Annotated in this window: 13 protein-coding genes and 2 pseudogenes; 8 read left to right on the top strand and 7 right to left on the bottom strand. The window is 70.9% G+C overall.

Annotation, left to right across the window (positions count from 1 at the left end; genetic code table 11):
- The first annotated feature begins 30 nt into the window (after positions 1-30).
- The 6 genes and pseudogenes from def to ACIA77_RS21825 all read left to right on the top strand — a co-directional run.
- Entirely contained in the window at positions 31-531 is a 501-nt protein-coding gene (gene def / locus ACIA77_RS21850) for a peptide deformylase (RefSeq protein ID WP_395887749.1), read from the top strand.
- A gap of 710 nt (positions 532-1241) precedes the next feature.
- Complete coding sequence (locus tag ACIA77_RS21845; RefSeq protein WP_395887748.1) at positions 1242-2195, top strand: ABC transporter ATP-binding protein; 954 nt, start codon at positions 1242-1244, stop codon at positions 2193-2195.
- A complete protein-coding gene (locus tag ACIA77_RS21840) occupies positions 2192-3544 on the top strand; it encodes an ABC transporter permease (protein ID WP_395887747.1) in 1353 nt (450 codons plus the stop codon). The genes ACIA77_RS21845 and ACIA77_RS21840 overlap by 4 nt, the downstream gene beginning before the upstream one ends.
- Positions 3545-3569: 25 nt before the next feature.
- The gene (locus ACIA77_RS21835) at positions 3570-6323 is read left to right on the top strand and encodes an alkaline phosphatase family protein (RefSeq protein ID WP_395887746.1); all 2754 of its coding nucleotides are present in this window, start codon (positions 3570-3572) and stop codon (positions 6321-6323) included.
- A 126-nt stretch (positions 6324-6449) separates the two neighbouring features.
- A complete protein-coding gene (locus tag ACIA77_RS21830) occupies positions 6450-6578 on the top strand; it encodes a carboxylesterase family protein (protein ID WP_395887745.1) in 129 nt (42 codons plus the stop codon).
- A gap of 88 nt (positions 6579-6666) precedes the next feature.
- Positions 6667-6888, top strand: a pseudogene (locus ACIA77_RS21825) (carboxylesterase family protein); the annotation flags it as partial.
- A gap of 393 nt (positions 6889-7281) precedes the next feature.
- Here ACIA77_RS21825 and ACIA77_RS21820 read toward each other — a convergent pair.
- The 4 genes and pseudogenes from ACIA77_RS21820 to ACIA77_RS21805 form a co-directional block, all read right to left on the bottom strand.
- Positions 7282-7914: a VOC family protein gene (locus ACIA77_RS21820; protein WP_395887835.1), complete on the bottom strand. Its 633-nt coding sequence runs from the start codon at positions 7912-7914 to the stop codon at positions 7282-7284.
- Positions 7915-8091: 177 nt separating this feature from the next.
- Positions 8092-8217: pseudogene (locus ACIA77_RS21815) on the bottom strand (VOC family protein); the annotation flags it as partial.
- A gap of 70 nt (positions 8218-8287) precedes the next feature.
- A complete protein-coding gene (locus tag ACIA77_RS21810; protein WP_395887744.1) occupies positions 8288-9055 on the bottom strand; it encodes a maleylpyruvate isomerase N-terminal domain-containing protein in 768 nt (255 codons plus the stop codon).
- Positions 9045-9509, bottom strand: a complete 465-nt coding sequence (locus tag ACIA77_RS21805; protein WP_395887743.1) for an SAV_6107 family HEPN domain-containing protein — start codon at positions 9507-9509, stop codon at positions 9045-9047. The genes ACIA77_RS21810 and ACIA77_RS21805 overlap by 11 nt, the downstream gene beginning before the upstream one ends.
- 220 nt (positions 9510-9729) lie before the next feature.
- On the opposite strand from ACIA77_RS21805, the gene ACIA77_RS21800 reads away from it, so the two are divergent.
- Both ACIA77_RS21800 and ACIA77_RS21795 read left to right on the top strand, forming a co-directional pair.
- Complete coding sequence (locus tag ACIA77_RS21800; protein WP_395887742.1) at positions 9730-10254, top strand: YbaK/EbsC family protein; 525 nt, start codon at positions 9730-9732, stop codon at positions 10252-10254.
- A complete protein-coding gene (locus tag ACIA77_RS21795; protein ID WP_395887741.1) occupies positions 10251-10823 on the top strand; it encodes a GNAT family N-acetyltransferase in 573 nt (190 codons plus the stop codon). The genes ACIA77_RS21800 and ACIA77_RS21795 overlap by 4 nt, the downstream gene beginning before the upstream one ends.
- Here the strand turns inward: ACIA77_RS21795 and ACIA77_RS21790 are convergent.
- From ACIA77_RS21790 to ACIA77_RS21780, 3 genes are all read right to left on the bottom strand, one after another.
- Positions 10762-11598: a DMT family transporter gene (locus tag ACIA77_RS21790; RefSeq protein ID WP_395887740.1), complete on the bottom strand. Its 837-nt coding sequence runs from the start codon at positions 11596-11598 to the stop codon at positions 10762-10764. The genes ACIA77_RS21795 and ACIA77_RS21790 overlap by 62 nt on opposite strands.
- A 1566-nt stretch (positions 11599-13164) precedes the next feature.
- Positions 13165-14850 (bottom strand): DUF885 domain-containing protein, encoded by a 1686-nt coding sequence (locus ACIA77_RS21785; protein ID WP_395887739.1) that lies wholly within the window; start codon positions 14848-14850, stop codon positions 13165-13167.
- A 51-nt stretch (positions 14851-14901) separates the two neighbouring features.
- Positions 14902-15786 carry a methylenetetrahydrofolate reductase gene (locus tag ACIA77_RS21780; protein WP_395887738.1) on the bottom strand — a complete coding sequence of 295 codons (885 nt, stop codon included), beginning with the start codon at positions 15784-15786 and terminating at the stop codon, positions 14902-14904.
- Positions 15787-15869 lie beyond the last annotated feature (83 nt).

Here is a 15869-nt window from a genome sequence, read left to right as displayed (position 1 = left end):
GGACACTCGGCGGGAAAAGGACGTTCGATCATGGCGATGCGCGCTCTGCGCTACTTCGGGGACCCGGTGCTCAAGACGGTCTGCGATCCCGTGACGACCTTCGACAAGAAGGTCGAGGCGCTGGTCAAGGACCTGCTCGACTCGGTGAAGCCCGAGGGGCGCGCGGGGTTGGCGGCGCCGCAGATCGGGGTGAGTCTGCGGGTGTTCAGCTACGACGTCGGGGGGCTGACGGGGTATGTGATCAACCCCGAGATCGTCTCGTTGTCCGAGGAGACGCACGAGATCGGCGAGGGCTGCCTGTCCGTGCCGGAGCTGTGGTTCCCGACCGTGCGGGCGAAGCACGCCGTGGTGCGGGGGGTGGACCTGCGCAACGAGCCGGTCGAGGTGGAGGGCGTCGACGTGCTGGCGCAGGCGCTGCAGCACGAGACCGACCACCTCGACGGCACGCTGTACCTCGACCGCCTCACGCCCGAGCGCAAGAAGCAGGCCCTCAAGCAGGCGCGCGACAAGGACTGGTTCTGGAACCGCTGAGCTGAGCGGGAGCGGCGGACCACCGCATCAGTGCTCGACCGCCTTCTGCGCGAGGGCGGCGAGCGTCGCGTCGTCGGCGAAGGAGCCGTCCCAGACCGCGGTGGCGCCCCGCCGCCGGCTGATGACTGTCATCCCTTTCTCGTGAACTAGATCTGTATAAGTGAACGTCAGGCAAGATCAGCCGCCCACCGTCGAGAAAGGACAGTCGCAGTGGACGGCACGCGCCGGGTTGCCCGACCGGCGTCCGGACGTCAGAATCGTGCCTGGCCGAAGAATTCGTTACTCCTTTTGGCAGATCTACCATTACAACAAATGGTGCAACGGTGAACTCCCCTATTCCCGTGAGCGGCGAATCGTCGAATACTTCCCCATCGCGACATCCGGAGATTTTCACACCAAAGCGCCGCAAGCCGTCATAGCGGAGCTGAGCACCGACCGGCCACCCGAGAACGTCGACTCGACCTCGTTCAGCCGACCGAACCGGCTCAAGATCAGCCAAGATCACGTCCGCGCCTCGCCCCGGAACCGAAGGCCGCCAAGGCAAGCGGACGGTTAACCGACAGCAAGATCACGGTTTAAACCGGACAATCCACCGGGTGGACGATTTCCAGCCCATCCGCGTTCCCCGCGCGTTCACCCGCGTCGTGTTGGCGATTAATTTGCCGTCCCTAAGTTCCTGACGCACGTTTCACAACGAAAGCAAAGGGACCATGGACACACCTCTGGCAGTCCGGGCTCGGGGAATCACGAAATGTTTCGGCGACGTCGTCGCGCTCGACGAAATCGATCTCGACGTCGCCCAGGGGCAGATCCACGGAGTGGTCGGGCCGAACGGCGCGGGCAAGACCACGCTGCTGGGCCTGCTGCTGGGCCTCGCCGTCGCGGACGAAGGCCGCCTGGAGATCCTGGACTCGCCCGTCGGGCGCGCCCTGGAGGCTCCCGGAGGAGTCGCCGGATTCGTCGACGGGCCGGGCCTCTACCCCTCGCTCACCGCCCGCAAGAACCTCGCCGCGCTCGCCGCCCTGCGCGGCGGTAGTGCCGGCGCCGCTGACATCGATGACACGCTCGCTCAGGTCGGGCTGACCGACGTGGCCGACGATCGCGTCCGCGGCTTCTCCCTCGGCATGCGCCAGCGCCTGGGGCTCGCCGCCGCCCTGCTCACACGGCCGCGGCTGCTCGTGCTCGACGAGCCGGCGAACGGCCTCGACCCCGCCGGCAAGAAGCACGTGCACGGCGTCCTCACGCGCCTGGCCGCGGACGGCGCCACCGTCGTGCTCTCCAGCCACCGCATGGACGACCTCGAAGCGCTGTGCTCCGAGGTCACGATCCTCGCGACCGGCCGCATCGTGTTCACCGGCCCGCTCGGCAAGCTCTCGGCCGAGAACCAGGAGCTCGACTACCGGCTGATCACCTCGGACGAGGAGACCGCCCGCCGGCTCGCCGGGGACACCTCCGGTGTCCAGCTCATCGACGAATCCGGTGTCTTCACGCGGAAGGACGCGGGTGTGCTCGTCGTGCGCGCGCTCGTGCCCGCCCTCGACGAGCTCGTGACGCGCCTCGTGCGCGAGGGCGTCGCCGTGCGCGAACTCGCGCCCGTCGTCTCGCCGCTCGAAGCCGCGTTCCTCGCCCTCACCGAGCAGCCCGAGCAGGAGTCCGACCGATGACCGCAACCCTCGACACCCCGACCGGGCCCGCCGCGGCGGCGCCCGTCCGTCCCGCTTCGGTGGGGCGCGGCTACCGCTTCGAGCTGGTGAAGCTCGTGTCCCAGTGGCGCATCCGCCTGCTGGTGCTCGCGTGCTGGATCGCGCCGGCGCTGTTCGTCGCCGCGGTGAGCCAGCAGAGCGACCTGCCCGTGGACACCGTGTTCGGCCGCTGGATGAACGCCACCGGCTGGGCCGGCCCGCTCGTGATGCTCGGCTTCGCGGGCAGCTACGCGCTGCCACTGCTGACGTCCGTGGTCGCCGGTGACGTGTTCGCGTCGGAGGACCGGCTGGGCACGTGGCGCCACCTGCTCGTCGCCGTCCGGTCGTACCGGCGGATCTTCGCCGCGAAGGCGCTGGCCAGCCTCACCGTGATCTTCGTGCTGATCGCCGGGATGGCCGTGTCCAGCGCGGTCGGCGGCGTCGTCGGCGCCGGCAGCAGGCAGCTGGTCGGGCTCGACGGGCACCTGCTTTCGCCCGGCTCCGCGGCCGGCACGGTGCTGCTCGCCTGGGTGTGCGCGCTAGCCCCGACCCTGGCGTTGGCCGCGGTCGGCCTGCTCGGTTCCGTCGCGCTGGGCCGGTCGCCGATGGGCCTGCTGCTGCCGGCCGTCGTCGCGCTGGCCATGGCGGTCGCCCAGCTGCTGCCGCTGCCCGTCGCGCTGCGGATGGCGCTGCCGACCTACGCGTTCATCTCGTGGGAAGGCCTGTTCACGTCGCCGGCCCAGACCGGTCCGGTGCTGATCAGCGTCCTCGTGTGTCTGGTGTGGACAGTCGTCGCCACTGTGCTGGCGTACTCCCTGTTCATGCGCCGCGACTTCACGAACCTCAGCTACGACGGCTCGGCCCGCCGCACGATCACCGTCGGCGCGCTCCCGCTCGTCGGGCTCATCGTGGTCGCGTTCGCGGTCCTCGCCGTCGCGACCCCCTCACTCGGATCCGGGATCACGCAGGACAAGGTGCAGCGGTCGCTCTCCATCGCGTACGGCCACCTCTACCGCCTGCAGACCGACGAACTCCACCGCCCCGCCGTCACCGAAGAGCAGCTCGGTGTCACGTCCGCGTGCACGAAGGGCGGCGGCATGGTCGCCCAGGAAGGCCCGGGCAACGACTGGCGGTGCGTTGTCTCCTGGCACCTCCCCGGCGTCGCAGCGACTGGTCAGGCCATCTACCAGCTCGACGTCACCGCTGACGGGCGGTTCGTCGCCGACGGCGACGGACCGAAGGAAGTGAACGGCTACTTCCAGGTGCGGACCCCCGCGGGGGACCAACCCAACCCGATGTGGCAGTTCGACGGCAACGTCGAACTGCTGTGACCACCCACCCCGAAGGGAAAACTCAATGCAGGTAACACGCCGCCGCAGGCGTGTCGAGAGAGCCGCCACCGGAGCTTCCGCCGGCAGATCCCGCCGGGTCCGCCTCGCCACCGCCGGTACCGCCACTCTCGCGCTCGTGGTGACCGGCACCGGCATCGGTACCGCTTCGACGCAGCAATTCGGCACTCAGCACGTCACGCAGCAGACCAAGGACGGGATGGTCGTCTCCAGCGACCAGTACCTGAGCCCGATCGGCGACCGCCTGGTCGTCAACAACGGCAAGATCATGGCGTCGTCGATCAGCCCGGACGGCACGCACCTCGCCGCCCTGACCACCGACGGTGGCATCGCACTGACGATCGTGGACCTCAAGAGCTACAAGGTCCAGCAGCTGATCGGCAACTCGTCGACCGCGAACCTCAAGATCGCCGGCAACGACGTCGGCCAGGAAGGCCCGTCGTACTCCCCCGACGGCAAGTTCCTGTGGCTCGCCCAGACCGACGGCTACACCAAGTTCTCGGTGAACGCCGACGGCACGCTCGCGAACCCCGTCTCCGTCAAGATCCCCGCCGACGGACCCAAGCACGCCCTGGTCGCCCAGGCCGTGTTCTCGCCTGACGGCACCGTCGTGTACGCCGCGGTGAACGGCCAGAACCGCGTCGTCGCCATCAACGCGGCGACCGGTGCCGTGCTGCAGAGCTGGAACACCGGCATCGCGCCGCGCGACCTGGTTCTGGTGGGCAACAAGCTGTACGCCAGCAACGAGGGCGGCCGGATGGCCAAGCCCGGCGAGACGACGATCAACTCGTACAACACCCCGGTGCCGGCCGACCCCGCCACCGGTGCCTCCACCACCGGCACGGTCAGCGTCATCGACACCGCGAACCCGGCCGCCGCGGTGAAGAGCATCGACGTGGGGCTGCACCCGACCGCGCTGTACACGAGCAAGGGCACGGTGTTCGTCGCGAACACCTCCAGCAACTCCGTGTCCGTGATCGACTCGGCGAAGGACCAGGTCGTCCAGACCATCGCGACCCAGCCGTGGCCCGAGGCGTCGGTCGGGTACGAGCCCGACGGCATCACGCTGACCCAGGACGGGCACCTGCTGGTGACGCTCGGCCGCGCCAACGCGATCGCCGTCTACCGCTACGCCAGCCCGAAGGAGCCGACCAGCTACATCGGCCTGCTGCCGACGGACTACTTCCCGACCGCGATCGCCACGGTGGGCAAGGACATCGTCGTGTCCAACACCCGCGGCATCGACGCCCAGCGCCCGACCACGGCCGCCGGGCACGGCACGCACGACACGACGGCCAGCGTGCAGCGCTTCCAGCTGCCCGACGATCAGACGATCAAGTCGTACACGCCGAAGGTGTTCAAGCAGAACGGCTGGACCGAGAACTCGGTGCAGGTCGCGAACGACAACCGCAACAAGAAGCCGGTCCCGGTGCCGCAGCGCCTCGGTGACCCCTCGACGATCAAGCACGTCTTCCTGATCGTCAAGGAGAACCGGACCTACGACCAGCTCTACGGCGACATGCCGCAGGGCAACGGCGACGCGGCGCTGGCGCAGTTCGGCGAGAGCGTGACGCCGAACCAGCACGCGCTGGCTCAGCAGTTCGGGTTGTACGACAACACGTACGACATCGGCACGAACTCGGCTGAAGGTCACAACTGGCTGATGCAGGCCGACGACCCGGAGTACACCGAATCCTCGGCCGGTGAGTACCTGCGCAGCTACGACACCGAGAACGACGTGCTCGGCCACCAGAAGTCCGGTTTCATCTGGACCGGCGCGCAGGCGGCGGGCAAGTCCGTCAAGGACTACGGCGAGTTCCAGTCGCTGGAGACCAAGCCGGCCGGCGGGACGTGGCAGAACTACTACTGCGACGCCAAGAACATGGCCGCGACGGGTGAGCCCAGCGCCTACCCGATCAAGACCGGTTCGGCGATCCCGTCGCTGAACGACGTGTCGGTGCCCGGCTTCCCGCTGTTCGACACCAGCGTGCCGGACGTCTACAAGGAGCAGGTCTGGCAGCAGGACTTCGAGAAGAACGGTCCTGCGAACCTGAACATGTTCTGGCTCTCCAACGACCACACCGGTGGCCCGGCCAGCCCGGCCGCCCAGGTCGCGGACAACGACCTCGCCACCGGCCGGATCGTCGACGAGATCTCGCACAGCCCGTACTGGAAGGACTCGGCCATCTTCGTGGTCGAGGACGACTCGCAGGCCGGTCTGGACCACGTCGACGGCCACCGGGCGCCGATCCAGGTCATCAGCCCGTACGCGCAGCACGGTGTGGTCGACAACCGGTACTACTCGCAGATCACGATGATCCGCACGATCGAGCAGATCCTCGGGATCCAGCCGATGAACCAGAAGGACAGCGCGGCCACCCCGATGGCGACTGCCTTCACGAACAAGCCGGACTTCACGCCGTTCACGGCGGTGCCGAACCGGACGTCGCTGACGGCCGGTCTCGCCACGCAGCCGTCGTGCGGTTCGGACACGGTCGCTCCGCAGTTCGCGGCCGTCCAGCCGCCCACCGCGGTGCCGGCTGAACAGCAGCAGGTCGCGTCCCAGTGGGCGACGTGGCAGAAGAACCAGCACTTCACCGGTCCGGGCGCGATCCCGGACTCCGCCAACCCCGAGCAGATGGACCACTTCACGTGGTACCAGGTGCACGGGTGGAAGACCCCGTACCCCGGCGAGAACAAGATCTACTCGCCGGACCAGGTGCCGGGTGCCTACATCCCGTCGGCCGAGACGGACGGCTGACAGTAGCTGGGTGAACAAGGGCCCCTGGCCGGCTTCGCGCCGGTCAGGGGCCCTTTCTTGTGGGCTCCGAAACCGTGCTGTTTCGGGCAGACGCCCCGCGCCGCGGCAGGCGGTGGTAACAGTGGCGTGATCGATCCCGTCGTCAGCACCCGGGGCAGCGTGGGTGAAGGCGTCACGCGGTTCCTGGGCATCCCCTACGCCGCCGCGCCCTTCGGCTCCGGCCGCTTCCGGGCGCCGCGTAAGCCCGCTGGGTGAGACGGCGTGCGCGACGCGCTCGAGTTCGGGCCGACCGCGCCTTCGGTGCCGCTGCCGGGTTCGTTCCCGGCGGAGCCGGTGGTGCCGGGTGCCTGAACCTCAACGTGTGGACGCCCGACCCGACCTGCCGGTGCTGGTGTGGCTGCGCGGCGGCTCGAACGTCACGGGCTCGTCGGCGATGCCGATCTACGACGGCGCGGCCTTCGCACGACGCGGCGTTGTGTTCGTGTCGGTGAACTTCCGGCTGGGCGCCGAGGGGTTCGCCGCGCTGCCGGATGCGGTCGCCAACCGCGCGCTGCTCGACCAGGTCGCGGTGCCGGAGTGGGTGCAGACGGCCGGCGCGGCGGTCGGCGGGAACCCGGACGCGGTGTTCGGCGACCTCGGGCTGCCTGCGCTGGAAGGTTCGAAGCCGCCGCGGGAGCTCTCTAGCCGGGTGCCGTCGGCGTGGTTTCCTTCGCGGCCACGGAAATCCGGGGTGCCCGCACGAGGAGGTGCACGTTTTCCGGGGCTGGTGACCAGGCGGGGCGCGGTAGTCGGTGGTGTCGTGGCTGGCGTCGTGCTGGCTGAGCCGGTCATGATCTCGCCGAGCCGGCCCCAGTCGCGGACGACGTCGCCGAACACCAGGTGGTCTTCGGCGGAGCTCAACAGCAGCACGAGCAATTCGCCCACACCTGCCTGCACCGAGAGACCTCGCGGCGGCGGTTCAGGCGAATTCGTTGCCCTCGGGATCCACGGCGGGATCGGGCCGTTCACCGAGGTGGACGCGCAGCCGGTTGCGTCCGCTCTTCACGTCGGCCGACCGCAGGAACTCGATCGCCGGCCCCCGCCCCGACGGCGCGCGCAGGGTGACGATCACCGGATGCCTCGCCACGACCGGCCAGCCGAGGCGGGCCGACCAGAACTCCGCGAGTTCCGCCGGCTCAGTGGCGTCGACCACCAGCGCCGCGAGCGCCCCCGCGCGCTCGTACTCGCGGCGCGGTTCGAGGACGCAGAACTCGTTCCCCCCGGGATCCGCGAGCACCACCCACGGCACGTCCCCCTGGCCGACGTCGAGACACCGCGCGCCCAGAACCCGGGCCCGCTCGACGAGCTCCCGCTGGTGCCCGTCCGTGCGGCTCGCGAGATCGAGGTGCAACCGGTTCTTGCCCCGCTTCGGCCCCTCCTCGGGCACGAACACGAGGTCGAACCCACACCCGTCCCCCGCCGACGGCCGCACGGCCACTGCATCCTCGACAGCACCGACCGACCGCTGCCCTCCGGAGGCGGCGCTCGACGACTCCAATCCCGCGACCGGGCCCGGTGCGCTGCTCGCACCTTCGCCGCCGGTCCTGGTCACGCGTTGCCCCGCTCCGGTGTCGGCTTGCCCAGGCTCGCGCCCGACGACAGAGTGCCGCCCTCCCGTAGCGGGCATCGACGACTCGAATCCCACAGCTGGGCCTTGTGCGCCGCCTTCCTCACCGGTTGCCGGCCCCCGCGGAGCCGGGCCATCCCCCGTTGTCACCGGCCCCCGCCTTGCAAAGGCGGTGCTCTGCGTTTCCGCAGCCGTGACGACCTGCCAGCCGAGCAGCGCGGCCCAGAAGCGGGCCAGCTCCTGGGGCCGTGCGGCGTCGATGGTCAGGTTCGCCGGGCCGGTGGTCATGGCGGGACCGTAGCGGGCGCCACCGACAGAAACCGCCGGGTGAACCGGGAAAGCTTCCCCACTCTCCGGTTCAGCGGGTGGCCAGCCGAAGCAGGGCCCAGAGCTGGGCTGCCAGGTCGTGGCCGCCGGTGGAGATGACGGCGGTCGGGGCGGCGCGGCCCCACAGCCAGAGGTAGACGTTGGCCGGTTCGCCGCTGACGAGTTCGTCGGCGGCTTCGGCTTCCTCCGGCGAGCAGCGCCACGCCTCCATGCGGTCGGGACCGGCGCGGGCGATCCAGCTGTGGCCGCCCGTCTGCACGCCGACGGTGCCGAGGCGGGTGCCGGCGAGGCCCATGAGGGCGAGGCGGTGGCCGAAGTACAGGGTGAGGACCTCGTCGACGCCGTCGGTGGCGAGGTCGGCGGGCACGGCCGGGTGGACGGTGCCCGCGGCGCGCTCGGCGTCGACGCGGTGGACGAGCGTCTCGTGGAGCGTGCGGCGGCGCCAGAAGCCGTAGGTCGGGTCGGCGGGCCACCACGTGGCGGCGTGGTCGGCGGGGTCGTGGGCGGCGAGTTCGGCCACCAGGGCGTCGCGCGCGACGGCGTAGTAGTCGGCCACCGTTTCGTCCTGGCGGGGGCCGCGCTGCCACTGCGCGGGCTTGCGCCCTTCGCGCAGCCAGCCGAGGGTGACCCCGTAGACGCTGCCGACGTGGCGCAGCAGCTCGCTCACCGTCCAGCCGGGTGCGGTGGGCACCGGCGCCTCCGCCGACGCCGCGTGCGCCACCTCCCCCAGCACGCGCGCTTCGATCTCCAGCGCTTCGAGCAACCGGCCGTGGTCGACCGGACCGAGCTCACGCGACATTGGCTTCGCCGGAGATGGGCAGGCCGTGGACCACCCGCCGGACGACTTCCAGGAACAACCCCGTGGCGCGCGCCAGCTCGGCGGCCGACTCCGCCGTGACCTTGCCCGTGATGCCGGCCTCGGCGGCCGCGCGCGTGGCCGAGTTGGCCGCGAAGAAGGCAGACCACTCCCGCAGCTCCGGAGCGACGGAGTCGAGCAGCACCCAGCCGCTGGCCGGACGCCCGCGGCCCCGGCGCGGCCGCCCGCGCACGGCGAGCACGGCCCCCGCGCCGCGCAGCGCCGCGAGGTACGCCCCGATGAACCGCTCGGCGGGATCACGTTCGTTTTCGGCATCGGCCAGCGCACGCTTGGCCTGGGCGAGCAGGGTGGCGGCCGCCGGGTGCACCGGCGGGCGCAGCGACAGGGGCAGTTGCGGCTGCCCGGAATCCGTGGGGGACACGACCGAGACGGACATGACGACCCTCCTCCTGCTCGGGTGAGCCCGGCCGGTGCCCGGCGGCGAGGCGCTTCCCCCGCCCCTCGCCGGGCACCGGCCGGTGAACACTCACCGGATGTCGAACGTCTGTTCGAACGATTTCCAGAGTAACCCCCGGTGCCGCGTTCTCTCAACCCCGCCGGTGGAATCCGGGGACGTGGTGCGGGACACGGTGCCGTAGGCGTGATCTGATAACGGCATGAGCTCGCTCGACCATCCCGCCGTCGCCAAGGTCACAGCCGCGCTCGCCGAGGCGGGCCAGCGGACCGCAGCCGAAGGCGTCCGCGTGCTGCCCGCCGAGGTCCGCACCGCGGCGCAGGCCGCCGAGGCGCTCGGGGTGCCGGTCGGTGCGATCGCCAACAGCCTCGTCTTCCGCGCGCGCACGGCCAACGGCGAGGACGTGGCGCTGCTCGCCCTCACGTCCGGCGCGCACCGCGCCGACCCCGCCCGGCTGGCGGAGCTCGCCGGGTTCGCCGAAGTCGGCAAGGCCGACGCGGACTTCGTGCGCGAGCGCACCGGGCAGCCCATCGGTGGCGTCGCCCCCGTCGGCCACCCGCGGCGGCTGGTCACGCTCGTCGACACCGCGCTGCGCGCGTACGACGAGGTGTGGGCCGCGGCCGGGCACCCGAAGTCGGTGTTCCCCACGACGTTCGACGGGCTCGTCGCGTTGACCGGGGGCACTCCGGGCGCACTGGCGGCCGGAGGGGAGGATGGACAGCCGTGACCGCCATGTCCTCCGGAGTTTCCCGGTACGCGCAGCTGTCCCCGGACGAGTTCCGCACGCGCCTGTCCGAGGCGCTGGCCATCTACGTCAAGGCGATGCGCTACCCCGACGGCACGGCCGAACAGCGCGCGCCGATGTGGCTCACCCACGCGCTGCGCGAAGGCTGGCGCTGCATCGCCGCCCTCGACGCCGACGACGCGCTGCTCGGCCTCGCCTACGGGTACACCGGCCGCGCCGGGCAGTGGTGGCACGAGCAGGTCCGCCACGGGCTCACGCGCCGGTCCGGACCGGCCGAGGCGGACCGCTGGCTCGGCGACTACTTCGAGCTCACCGAGATCCACGTGCGGCCCGAGAACCAGGGCAAGCAGATCGGTGAGGACCTGCTGCGCCGCCTGCTCGACGGCGTCCCCAACGCCAACGTCCTGCTCTCCACGCCCGAAGGCACCAGCCGGGCGTGGAAACTCTACCGGCGCACCGGTTTCACCGACGTCCTGCGCGACTACCAGTTCACGGGCGACCCGCGGCCGTTCGCGATCCTCGGCCGCCCGCTGCCGCTCGACCCGCGCTAGGTTCGGGCCGCCAGTAGCCGATCGCCAGCGCGCCGACCAGCAGCGCCGCGCCGCACCACGCCGGCGTGCTCAGCCGTTCGTGCAGGAACACGACGGACAGGACGGTCGCCGTGAGCGGCTCCAGCAGCGCCGAAAGCGCGCCCAGCACGGGGTGGGCTCCGGCGAGGCCGCGGAAGTACGCCGCGTACGCGAGCGCCGTCGGCACGACGCCGAAGTACGCGGCCGTCAGCAGAACGTCCGGCCGGGCCGGCAGGCCCATCCCCACCGCGAGCGCGGCCGGGGTCAGCAGCAGGCCGCCGGCGAGGCAGCCGAACGCCGTGGTGACGGCCGGGTCGTCCTTCCTCGGCAGGGCGGTCAGCACGGCGAACCCCGCCGCGGCGAGCAGCGCGAGGATCATCCCAGCTGCGGTTTCACCCGGCGACCAGCGCAGCAGCACCAGCCCCGCGACCGCCCCGGCGACCGAAACGAGCGTCCAGGGCCGCGGCCGCCTCCTCATCGCGGCGGCGATCGTGAGCAGGACGGGCGCCGCACCGATGGTCGTCATCGTCGCGGCCCCGACCGAACTCAGCGCGACCGCGGCGAAGTACGTGGTCTGGAAGAACGCGAACAACCCACCGACGATCAGCACTTCGGTGACGGACCGGGGTTTCCGGCGCACGGCCACGAGCCCGGCCGCGCCACCCAGGAGGAGCCGGTAGGCGGCCACCGCGAGCGGGTGCAGCCCGGCCAGCTGCCCGAGCAACGACCCGGCCAGCCCCCCGGTCCCCCACAGCACCCCGGCGAAAACGAGCGCACCTGACGCACGGGCACGTGAAGAGATATGCACTTTTTTGCTCCAGCGTCGAAGGAATCCGGCAATCGACGACGCGGGGCGGTTCTGCAGACAGCACGGACCGGCCGCGGACCCGGCACGGGCTCACGCGGCGGGCACCACCCCGCTCAGAGCGCGGGGGGTGGGGTGACGAGGAAGATCCGGTGCACGGGCGGGAGTGTAGGGGCTGGCGGGTCTGGGTGGCGACTGGTTTTGGGTGGTCGGTTTGGGTTGCCTTGGTGTGCTTTTCCTGGCCGTGGCGCCTTGTGTTTCGTCCGGTCTGCGGTTGACTGTCTGGGACTTGTGCGCCCGGCTTCGGCACTCGCCCACGTCTCCGGCTTGCCCGGGTGACGGCTTGTGTTTGCCTGGGCCGATTGTTGGCTTGTTTGCACACGGCTGAGGGTTGTGCGGCGCTGGAATTTTTCCGCGGAGCTTGGCTTGATCCAGCCTGCGGCTGGCCCTGCCCGAGCGGGCTGCCGTGCATTGCCCCGCACCAGACCCCGGGCCGACATGCCCCCGCCCTCCCGAGGGGGGCGTCCCACGTCCAGTCTATCGGGCACCCCCGACAATTTCGGGGCTGAGCGGTTTTGGGGGCCGAGTTGTCCACAACTCGGGTCCCGTGTGGACAACTCAGGCCGAGCGCGGCGAGTGCGACGCGGAGTCGGTTACTGTTCGAGGGCGGGAGCAGAACCACCGTCGGGCAAGGGAAAGCCCTCTGACGCGTCGACGCTGCAGAGGACTTCACCAAGTCGAACCGGACCGGACCGGCTAAGCCTGGCCGCGCCATGCCGAGTCGGGCGGGGGCGGGCGGGAAACCCAGCCAATCCGGATCAACGAGGCCTGGCGAAGCCGAACCGCGCCGACTGGGCCAACCCGCGGGCGGGGCGGTCCAACAAAGTCAAGCCAGATCGACAAGACGAAGCCAAGCCGAGCAGACCGGGGAGCAGAGAGGGTGCGGCAAGCCGGGCCGGGCCAAGCCCGCCGCGCCAAGCCCGCCGCGCCGGGTCGGCCGGGCCGGGCCGGCCGCGCCGGGTCGGCCGGGCCAAAAGGCCAAGCCAGACCTACCCAAATCCAGCCGACCGAGCCAGACCAGCCAATCCAGATCCAGCCAACGAACCCAAGTCGAACCGAACCTGACCGGACCGGACCGGCTGAGCCTGGCTCGGCCGCACCACGGGCCGGGCCAGCCGGACCGGCTCAACAAGGCCGAGTCGAGTCGAGCCAACCGACGGAGCCGGGCCGGCCCGATAGGCCGGGCCACCAGGCCGAGCCAGACCACGCAATCTCGAGACCCAGCCGAACCAGCCAAGCCAGTCCCAGCCGAACCGAGCCAACCCAGGCGGGGCAACCCAGAATCCAGCCGAACCGAGCCAACCCAGGCGGGGCAACTCAGAATCCAGCCGAACCAGCCAAGCGAGACCCAGCCAAGCCAGACCCGGCCAAACGAGCCCAAGCCGAACCTGGCCGCCGCACCAAACCGAGCCGAACCGGCTGGCCGGTCGAACCGAACCCGGCCAGCCAGCCCGAATCTCACTCGAACTGAGCCAACTGCTCCCGCAACGTGTCCAGTCCCATCCCACCCATCTCGAGGGCCCGCGTGTGAAACTCCTTGATGTCAAACGAATCCCCCAGCCGTTGCCGGGCGTCGTCGCGGGCGGAGAGCCAGAGGCGTTCGCCGAGTTTGTAGGCGGGGGCCTGGCCGGGCCAGCCGAGGTAGCGGTCGATCTCGTCGCGGACGTGGGCCTGGTCCGTGATGGTGCGCGTCAGCATGAACTCCAGACCCAGGTCGGGCGTCCACCGCGAGCCCTCGTGGAAACCGGTGCCGGCGGGGATCTGCAGTTCCAGGTGCATGCCGAGGTCGACGACGACGCGGGTGGCGCGGAAGAGCTGCTCCGAAAGCATGCCCAGGAGGTTGCCGTCGTCGGACAGGTAACCCAGTTCCTGCATCAGGCGCTCGGCGTAGAGGGCCCAGCCCTCGCCGTGGGCGGAGATGAAGGTCATCAGCCGCTGGTACTTGTTGAGGCGCCCGGCCTGGTTGACGGCCGTCGCGATCTGGAGGTGGTGGCCCGGGACGCCTTCGTGGTACACAGTGGACACTTCGCGCCACGTGGTGAACTCGTCCTTGTCCGCGGGCAGCGACCACCACATCCGGCCCGGGCGGCTGAAGTCCTCGCTCGGCCCGGTGTAGTACGCGCCGACGCCGCCGCCCGGCGGGGCGATGCGGCACTCCAGCGCCATGAGCCGGTCGGGGATGTCGAAGTGCTTGCCGCGCAAGGACTGCAGGGCGTCGTCGGACAGGGCCTGCATCCAGGCCTCGAACTGCGGCCGGCCGTGCACGCGGTAGCGCGGGTCGGCGTCGAGCACGTCGGCGGCCTCGGCGACGGTCGCGCCCGGCCGGATCCGGCCGGCCACCTCGCGCATTTCCGCTTCGATGCGCGAGAACTCCTGCCAGCCCCACTCGTAGGCCTCGCGCAGGTCGAGCGACGCGCCGATGAAGTAGCGCGACCACAGCTTGTACACGTCCTCGCCGACGGCGTCCTTGGCCGGTGCCTTCGGCGCGAGCTCGGCCCGCAGGAACCCCGCGAACTCCGCGAACGCCTCCTCCGCGGCGCGGGCGCCGGCCCGCAAGTCGTTCGTCAGCGCGCCCCCGACCTCGCCGGCGGCGCCCACGAGTCCGGCGAAGAACCCGGGCGCGTCACCGAGGCCCGCCCACGTGTCGCACTGCTCCGCGACCTTGCCGATCTGCCGCAGCGCCGAGACGCGGCCCGCGTCGGCCGCGGTCAGGAGCGACGTGCGGATCCCCGCGAGCGCCTCGGGCACCTTGCCCAGCCGGGCCGCGATGTCCGCCCACTGTTCGGGGGTCTCCGTCGGCATCAGGTCGAACACCATGCGCAGGTCCTGCACCGGGCTCGCGATCACGTTCAGCGAAGCGACGTCGAGGCCGGCGTCGTGGATCTCGACGTCGAGGCCGACGCGTTCGGCGAACACGGCTTTCGCGACGCGCTCCCCCGCGCCGGTGGGTTCGGTCGCGGCGAGTTCGGCCAGGGCGCGCGTCGCGAGCGCCGCGCGGGCGGCGTGGCCGGTGGGCGAGTAGTCGGTGAGCTGGTCGTCGTACCCCGCGACGCCGAGCATGGTGGCGGCGACCGGGTCGACGGCCGCGTAATCGTCGACGTACCGGTCGGAGATACCGTGCACGCTCTGTTCGGTTGTTGCCATGGGCCGCACCGTACCGGCCGGAACCCCGCCGGCGGTACGGACTTGCGCGACTTACGCCCGGGCGGGGACCAGCCCCAGCCGGGTCACGACCTCGCGCGTCGCCTTCGACCGGTTGAACGTGTAGAAGTGCAAGTCGGGCACGCCTTCGGCGATGAGCTTTTCGCACAGCTCGGTGACGGCGTCGAGACCGGCCGCGCGGAACGCCTTCGGGTCGTCCGACAGCGGCTCGAGCCGGTCGAGGAGCCGCTGCGACGCGGCCGCGCCGGAGAGCTTGATGGTGGTGTGCAGCGTGCGCGGCGTCGTCAAGGGCATGATCCCGGGCAGCACCAAGGCGTCGCAGCCCGCTGCGGCGACGCGGTCGCGCAGCCGCAGGAAGTCCTCGGCCTCGAAGAACAGCTGCGCGATCGCGAAGTCGGCCCCAGCGCGGAACTTGCGCACGAGGTACTTCGTGTCCGACTCCAGGTCCGGCGACCGCGGGTGCCCGTACGGGAACGCCGAAACGCCGACGCAGAAGTCGCCCAGGGAGCGGACGAGCTCCACGAGCTCTTCGGCGTAGGTGAGGCCCTGCGGGTGCGGCACCCAGTCGCCGTAGACGTCGCCCGGCGGGTCGCCGCGCAGCGCGAGGATGTTGCGCACACCGACGGCCGCGTACCAGCCGATCACGTTGCGCAGCTCCGAAACGGAGTGGTCGACCGCCGTCAGGTGCGCCATCGGGCAGAGCGTGGTCTCGGTGGCGACGCGGGCGATGCTGCGGATCGTGCCGTCGCGGCTCGAACCGCCCGCGCCGTAGGTGATCGACATGTACGCCGGGTCCAGCGGCTCGAGCTCCCGGACGGCGCGCCAGAGCACCGCCTCGTCGGCTTCGTCCCGGGGTGGGAAGAACTCGATGGAGAACTTGGGCGAGTCCCCCTGCAACCGCTCGATCACGGACCTCATGAAAGGAAATGTTAGTGGGCCAAACCGGACACGGGCAGCCCCGGCGCGTGGCCTTGGCCACGGGTACCGTCAGACGGGGAACT

The sequence above is a fragment of the Amycolatopsis sp. NPDC051903 genome, assembly GCF_044452505.1.
Lineage (GTDB): Bacteria > Actinomycetota > Actinomycetes > Mycobacteriales > Pseudonocardiaceae > Amycolatopsis.
Note: the sequence above shows the minus strand (reverse complement) of the source record. Positions and strands in the feature narration are given on the sequence as shown.